This window comes from Streptomyces sp. NPDC052064 (assembly GCF_055585925.1).
In genome coordinates, this window is sequence record NZ_JBVJJE010000010.1 from 342,721 (window position 1) to 349,449 (window position 6,729).

Below are 6,729 nucleotides of genomic sequence, written 5' to 3' on the forward strand. Positions count from 1 at the left end.
CCCGTCAGTAGCCCCGCTGGCTGGCGTAGAAGACCAGCCGGTACTTGCCGATCTGCACCTCGTCGCCGTTGTTGACCGCGACCTGGTCGATCCGCTCGCGATTCACGTACGTGCCGTTCAGGCTGCCCACGTCGGCCACTGTGAACGAACCGTCCTGGCCACGGCGGAACTCCACATGACGCCGGGAGACCGTCACGTCGTCCAGGAAGATGTCGCTCTGCGGATGACGCCCGGCCGTGGTCAGATCGCCGTCCAGCAGGAAGCGGCTGCCCGAGTTCGGCCCGCGGCGCACGACCAGGAGCGCGGAGCCCAGCGGCAGCGCGTCGACGGCCGCCTGCGCCTCGGGGGACAGCGTCGGCATCGGCGTCTGGCCGGTGGTCTCGCTGTCGTAGGCCTCGATACCGGAGATGGAGATCGTGGAGGTCGTCTCGGACGGACGCTCCGCCGCCGCCCCGGCCCGCAGCGGCGCGCCGCAGTTGGAGCAGAAGCGGCTGTTCTCCGCGTTGCGGTTACCGCACCTCGTACACACCAGGGCCGACATCGGATCCTCCTGCCGCGGCTGCCCATCGGGGGCATTGGACGCATACGGGTCGGAAAACCCTCCACCCGCACCTGAGGTTGACGGTTGCCCGAAACCTATGCCGCCGGGCTGCGCAGGGTCAACCGACGGCGCGCCCTGACCTCCGGAAATGTCACCGCCCGGGCCACCGACCTGGTCCCGGAACAGCGGCCGCTGGCCCTCCGCGTCAGGCTGTGCGCGATGGCGAGCGGTCGCGTTGTCGCTGCCCTCTCGCGCGCTCTTGCCGAACAACTTCGCAAACAACTTCACGGGCGATTCCCCTTGACCGAAACAGACCCGCCCGTGGGGCAGGACGAACCCTGACTGAACACTCTGGCCGACCCGGACATCCTGACAACGTCCGTCTGCACCAGACAGTTTCCACCACGCACCACCCATTCGGTGCGCCGACCCCCCGCAACCTCATGCCCTCGCCGAAGGTCGCCCATGCACCCCCGGCTCACTGGGAGGACGACCGAGCGTAGTCAGGCCGCTTCACCGCCCGCAAGGCGTCCACGACGATCTTGGTCGACCGCTCGATGGTGACCGTGGCCTGTTCCTTCTCGAGAGTCTGCACCACGCCTCCGGGGATGTTGAGCGCCGGCTCGAGGTCCTGCGGTTTGCCGATGACCTTGAAACGATAGGGCGCGTTGATCTTGTTCCCGTCGACGCTCACACCCTTGCCGGAGTCCGTCAGATACGTGCCCGCGACGACCCGCACGCCGTTCACCTGGATCGCCTCGGCACCCGCCGCGCGCAGCTCCTGGATCGCGTCGAGCAGCATGTCCGCCTCGACCGTCCCCTTCGTGTCCTCGATGGTCATGGTGATGCCGGGCCCCTGCGCGGCCACCGTGCCCGCCAGGATGCCGAGTTGCCTCTCCTTCTCGATGGTCTGCTTCCGGGCCTCCTCGGCCTGGTCCGAGCTGTTCTCCAGCTCGTCGCGCTGCTTCTCGAGGCCCTGCTTCTCGTCCTCAAGACGCTGCGTACGGTCGTCCAGTTCATCGAGGATGCGGACAAGATCTTCCTGACGGGCACCGCGCAGCGCGCTGTCACTGTCGCTGTTCGAGGCCACCTGCACGGCCAGCCCGAATCCGAGGCCGAACAGCAGCACCGCGACGATGAGTTGGGCCCGTGAGACCCGCGGCGGCCACAGCCCCTTCACCAACCGCTGCCGACCGGTCAGCTGCGGCTCGGGCTCGGCGGCCGCCTGCGGTTCAGGCTCAGGAGCCGCCTGCGGTTCGGGTTCCGGTTCCGAAGTGTCCTGGGCAGCAGGCGCCGACGCGGACACCTCTTGGGGCAGTTCCTCGCGCAGCCTGTTCCCCGACTCGCCGTTCCCGTCACGCTGGTCCGCGCGCGTGGCGCCGGTCTCCTCGGGGCCCTTGTCGTCGCGCTCGCTCATCGGCCTCACGCCCGGAACACGTGCCGACGGATCGCCGCGGCATTGGAGAAGATTCGGATACCGAGGACGACCACCACACCGGTGGACAGCTGGGCACCCACGCCCAGCTTGTCCCCCAGGAACACGATCAACGCGGCCACCACCACGTTCGACAGGAACGACACCACGAAGACCTTGTCGTCGAAGATGCCGTCGAGCATGGCCCGCAGGCCGCCGAAGACGGCGTCGAGCGCCGCCACGACAGCGATCGGCAGATAAGGCTCGACCACCGCCGGAACCTCAGGCCGGACCAAAAGGCCGGCCACGACTCCCACGACGAGGCCCAGTACGGCGATCACGATGTGCCCTTCTCGCTCTTCTCAGTGCTCGGCTGTGCTGTACGTACGATCACACTCGGCGCGGCAGGCAGCCGGAGGTCGTCCTCCACGGAGATGGCTGTCCTGACGCCGTAGCTCTCCTGGAGCGCGTCGAGGTACAGCCCGTCCGCGCTGTTCTGGAACCGAGTGCTCAGCCGCTGCCCGTCCCCCACCGCGAGCACCGTGTACGGCGGCACCAGCGGCTTGTTGTCGACCAGTATCGCGTCCCCCGCGGCCCTGATCGCGGACAGCGCGGTCAGCCGCTGCCCGTTGATGGAGACGGCCTCGGCGCCCGACTCCCACAGCCCGTTGACCACGCGCTGCATGTCCCGGTCCCGCACCCGGCCGGTGTCGGAGAACCCCGTGGTCTCGCGCGGGTCGCCGTCACCGCCCGCGCCGGCGTCCTTGGCGTCGTTCACCACCAGCTTCACGCCGGGGCCGTGCACGGCTGTGGCGCCCGACTGGATGCCCACGATCTCGGACTCGGCGCTGCCACCACTGTGCTTCAGCGCTTCCCGTTGGCGCGCGCTCACATCCTCGCGCAGCCGGTCGACGGAGTCCTCCAGCTTGTCCGCCGCCTCGGCCTCCCGGTCGATCCGGTCGACCAGCTCCTCGCGCTCCTTGGCGACGACCGGAGCGGCGACCCGCGCCTGCGCCGCTCCCACGGTCACGACGAGGGCCGCGAGCACCAGGCCGGCGGCGAATCCCAGCTTCGCCCTGAGCGTCCTCGGCATGCCACCGTCGCCCGCGGCCTTCTTCCGCGCGGCGGCCTCGGCGTATCCGTCGTCGAGGCTGTGGTCCATGACGTTGGTGATCAACGACATGGACGCGTCCGGGCGCCTGGGCCGCGTCGGTGTGCTCCGAATGGGGGGTTGCTGCGGCATGCCGCACATCGTCGCACGTCGCGGCCACTACCTCCGAACGGCCCCACCGGCGTGCCGGACAGGCCCCCTTGGGGACACTTGTCCGGCACGCACGCGTGCAGGCCGTTCTACCGGCCAGCGCTGTCCACGACCGCCGACCACTCGTCCAGCAGGGCCTGCGCTGAGGCGTCGTCCGGCCCCTCGGCCCACAGGTGGGTGACCGCCTCGGCCGGGTCGGGCAGCACCATCACCCAACGGCCGTCCGTCTCCACCACGCGCACGCCGTCCGTGGTGTCCACGAACCGGTCTCCGGCAGCCTCGACGACTCGCCGCATCACGAGCCCCTTGACGGCCCACGGAGTCGCCAGATCCCGCTTCAGGACGTGCGCCCGCGGAATCCGCGCGTCGATCTGGCTGAGCGTGAGCTGCGTCCGCGCCACGAGCCCGATGAGCCGCACGAAGGCCGCGGTGGCGTCGTAGACGCTGCTGAAGTCGGGGACGATGAAGCCGCCCTTGCCGTCGCCGCCGAAGATCGTCCCTTCCTCACCGCCCACGCGCGTGAGGTCGTCTGGAGACGTGGTCGTCCACTCGACCTGGGTCCCGTGGTACGCCGCCACCTGCTCGGCGATCCGGGTCGTGGTCACCGGCAGGGCGACCCTGCCGCTGCGCCGCTCGGCGGCGACTAGGTCCAGCATCACGAGCAGCGCCCGGTCGTCCTCGATGATGCGCCCCTTCTCGTCGACGAGGGACAACCGCTCACCGACGGGATCGAACCGCACCCCGAACGCGGCCCCCGAGGACGCAACGATCTCACCGAGACGCACCATCCCCGACCGCCGCATGTCCGCGGTCTCCGTCGGCCTGGACTCATCGAGACCGGGATTGATGGTCAGCGAGTCGACACCGAGCTTCCCGAGCAGACTCGGCAGCACGAGTCCCGCACTGCCGTTGGACGCGTCGACGACGACCTTCAGCCCGGACTCGGAAATACCCGTCGTGTCGACATTCCGCAGCAACGACCCGGTGTACGAGTCGAAGACGCTGGCCGGGAAGTGCAGATCCCCGATCTCACCCGGGAACGCCCGACGGTATTCCTGCCGCGCGAACACCCGGTCCAGCTTCCGCTGGCTGCCCTGCGACAGGTCGGCACCGTTCCCGTCGAAGAACATGATGTCCACGGAGTCCGGTACCCCGGGCGTCGTACGGATCATGATCCCGCCGGCACTGCCACGCGCCGTCTGCTGCCGGGCCACAGGCAGCGGCACGTTCTCCAGGTCCCGTACGTCGATGGCACTGGCCTGCAACGCGGAGATCACCGCTCGCTTCAGCGCGCGGGCACCACGCGAGTGGTCGCGGGCCGTGGTGACGGTCGAGCCCTTTTTCAGGGTCGTCGCATAGGCACCGGCAAGCCGTACCGCCAGCTCCGGCGTGATCTCCACGTTCAGGATTCCGGACACGCCACGGGCGCCGAAGAGGTGCGCCTGTCCCCTGGATTCCCAGATGACCGAGGTGTTGACGAAGGCACCGGCTTCGATGGTCTTGAACGGATAGACCCGCACATTGCCTTGAACGATCGATTCTTCACCGATCAGGCACTCATCACCGATGACCGCCCCGTCCTCGATCCGCGCGGCGCGCATGATGTCGGTGTTCTTTCCGACCACGCAGCCGCGAAGATTGCTGTGCGGCCCTACGTAGACGTTGTCGTGAACGACGGCCTTGTGCAGAAATGCGCCGCTCTTGACGACCACATTGGAGCCCACGACGGTGTGCTCACGGATTTCGGCGCCGGCCTCGACCTTGGCGTAGTCGCCGATGTAGAGCGGCCCGCGGAGCTCGGCGTCGGGATGGACCTCGGCCCCCTCCGCGACCCACACTCCGGCGGAGATCTCGAACCCGTCGATGTCGACGTCGACCTTGCCCTCCAGGACGTCGGCCTGCGCCTTCACATAGCTCTCGTGCGTGCCGACGTCCTCCCAGTACCCCTCGGCGATGTAGCCGTAGACCGGCTTGCCTTCCTTCATCAACTGCGGGAAGACATCGCCGGACCAGTCGACGGGCACATCGGGCTCGACATAGTCGAAGACCTCGGGCTCCATCACGTAGATGCCGGTGTTCACGGTGTCGGAGAAGACCTGGCCCCAGGTGGGCTTCTCAAGGAAGCGCTCCACCTTGCCTTCCTCGTCGACAATGGTGATGCCGAACTCCAGCGGATTGGGCACACGCGTCAGGCAGACCGTGACCAGGGCGCCCTTCTCCTTGTGGAAATTGATGAGCTCGGTGAGGTCGAAATCCGTCAGAGCATCGCCGGAGATGACGAGGAAGGCATCGTCCTTCAACGCCTCTTCGGCATTCTTGACGCTTCCGGCGGTACCGAGTGGCTTCTCCTCATTGGCATAGGTGAGCTCCATACCGAGCTCTTCGCCGTCACCGAAGTAGTTCTTGACGAGCGAGGCCAGGAACTGGACAGTTACGACTGTTTCGTTGAGCCCATGCCTTTTGAGCAGCCGCAGCACATGCTCCATGATCGGGCGGTTGGCCACGGGCAGGAGCGGCTTGGGCATGCTTGAGGTCATGGGGCGAAGGCGCGTGCCTTCGCCTCCGGCCATCACGACGGCCTTCATGTCGGAAGCGTCCTCCTCAAAGAGACGACGGTCTAGCCGACTTCCCCCGCGAGGATTGTCCCGCACTTTTGCACCACGGGCCAACGCACCGCTTCGGTGGGAGCAATCCGCGAGTTCAATCGGGCATGGCGTCCGCACGGACCAGGCGGCGGACTTGTACCACGTAGAGGACTCCTGCCCACCAGTACAGCGTTGTACCCCATCCGGCGAACGCCCATCCGAAAATAGCAGCCAGTGACGAGATCCAACCACTTCCGTCACTGAGCAGGAGCAGCGGGAAGGCATACATCAAGTTGAAGGTGGCGGCCTTGCCCAGGAAGTTCACCTGGGGCGGCGGATAGCCGTGCCGACGGAGGATGCCCACCATCACCAGCAGAACCAGCTCCCGCGCCAGAAGTGCAGCGGTCAACCAGAGGGGCAGAATCTCGCGCCAGGTGAGGCCGACCAAAGTCGAAAGAATGTAGAGCCGGTCGGCCGCGGGATCGAGGAGCCGGCCAAGGCTGCTGATCTGGTTCCAGCGCCGCGCGAGCTTGCCGTCCAGGTAGTCACTGACGCCGCTCAGCGCCAGTACCAGAAGGGCCCAGCCGTCACTCTGGGGCCCACCGAACTCAGGCCGCAGAATCAACCACAGGAAGAGGGGCACGCCGACGAGGCGCGCCATGCTGAGGATGTTCGGGATGGTGAGCACACGGTCCGTCTGGACGCGAGTCTCCTGAACCTCCACCCGGGGGCCTCCTGTGGGAAACGTACCAACGATGCTCCCTGACCTTACCTCAACGCAAAAAAGCTCTGGCTCTCGGGCTGTGTGCCCAAGAGCCAGAGCTCTAAAAGGAGTTCGGCGGCGTCCTACTCTCCCACAGGGTCCCCCCTGCAGTACCATCGGCGCTGTAAGGCTTAGCTTCCGGGTTCGGAATGTAACCGGGCGTTT

6 protein-coding genes and 1 rRNA gene are annotated in these 6,729 nt (G+C 67.2%); all 7 read right to left on the reverse strand.

Annotation, left to right across the window (positions count from 1 at the left end; genetic code table 11):
* Positions 1 to 4: 4 nt before the first annotated feature.
* Entirely contained in the window at positions 5 to 958 is a 954-nt protein-coding gene (locus tag ACZ6TU_RS27685) for an FHA domain-containing protein (RefSeq protein ID WP_467676668.1), read from the reverse strand.
* Positions 959 to 1,019: 61 nt separating this feature from the next.
* The gene (locus ACZ6TU_RS27690) at positions 1,020 to 1,958 is read right to left on the reverse strand and encodes a DUF881 domain-containing protein (protein ID WP_469551817.1); all 939 of its coding nucleotides are present in this window, start codon (positions 1,956 to 1,958) and stop codon (positions 1,020 to 1,022) included.
* Positions 1,959 to 1,963: 5 nt separating this feature from the next.
* The gene (locus tag ACZ6TU_RS27695) at positions 1,964 to 2,296 is read right to left on the reverse strand and encodes a small basic family protein (RefSeq protein ID WP_003988855.1); all 333 of its coding nucleotides are present in this window, start codon (positions 2,294 to 2,296) and stop codon (positions 1,964 to 1,966) included.
* A complete protein-coding gene (locus ACZ6TU_RS27700) occupies positions 2,293 to 3,207 on the reverse strand; it encodes a DUF881 domain-containing protein (RefSeq protein ID WP_469551820.1) in 915 nt (304 codons plus the stop codon). The genes ACZ6TU_RS27695 and ACZ6TU_RS27700 overlap by 4 nt, the downstream gene beginning before the upstream one ends.
* A 98-nt stretch (positions 3,208 to 3,305) precedes the next feature.
* On the reverse strand, positions 3,306 to 5,801 hold the full coding sequence (locus ACZ6TU_RS27705) for a sugar phosphate nucleotidyltransferase (protein ID WP_467676698.1): 2,496 nt from the start codon (positions 5,799 to 5,801) through the stop codon (positions 3,306 to 3,308).
* Positions 5,802 to 5,916: 115 nt separating this feature from the next.
* A complete protein-coding gene (locus tag ACZ6TU_RS27710) occupies positions 5,917 to 6,525 on the reverse strand; it encodes a CDP-alcohol phosphatidyltransferase family protein (protein WP_059416752.1) in 609 nt (202 codons plus the stop codon).
* Positions 6,526 to 6,634: 109 nt separating this feature from the next.
* Positions 6,635 to 6,729, reverse strand: a 5S ribosomal RNA gene (gene rrf / locus ACZ6TU_RS27715); the annotation flags it as partial.

What these genes read in the sequence shown, in the direction of transcription:
- ACZ6TU_RS27685 (WP_467676668.1), bottom strand. Translation starts at nt 958, where the DNA reads ATGGGTGGTGCGTGGTGGAAACTGTCTGGTGCAGACGGACGTTGTCAG.
- ACZ6TU_RS27690 (WP_469551817.1), bottom strand. Translation starts at nt 1,958, where the DNA reads ATGAGCGAGCGCGACGACAAGGGCCCCGAGGAGACCGGCGCCACGCGC.
- ACZ6TU_RS27700 (WP_469551820.1), bottom strand. Translation starts at nt 3,207, where the DNA reads ATGTGCGGCATGCCGCAGCAACCCCCCATTCGGAGCACACCGACGCGG.
- ACZ6TU_RS27705 (WP_467676698.1), bottom strand. Translation starts at nt 5,801, where the DNA reads ATGAAGGCCGTCGTGATGGCCGGAGGCGAAGGCACGCGCCTTCGCCCC.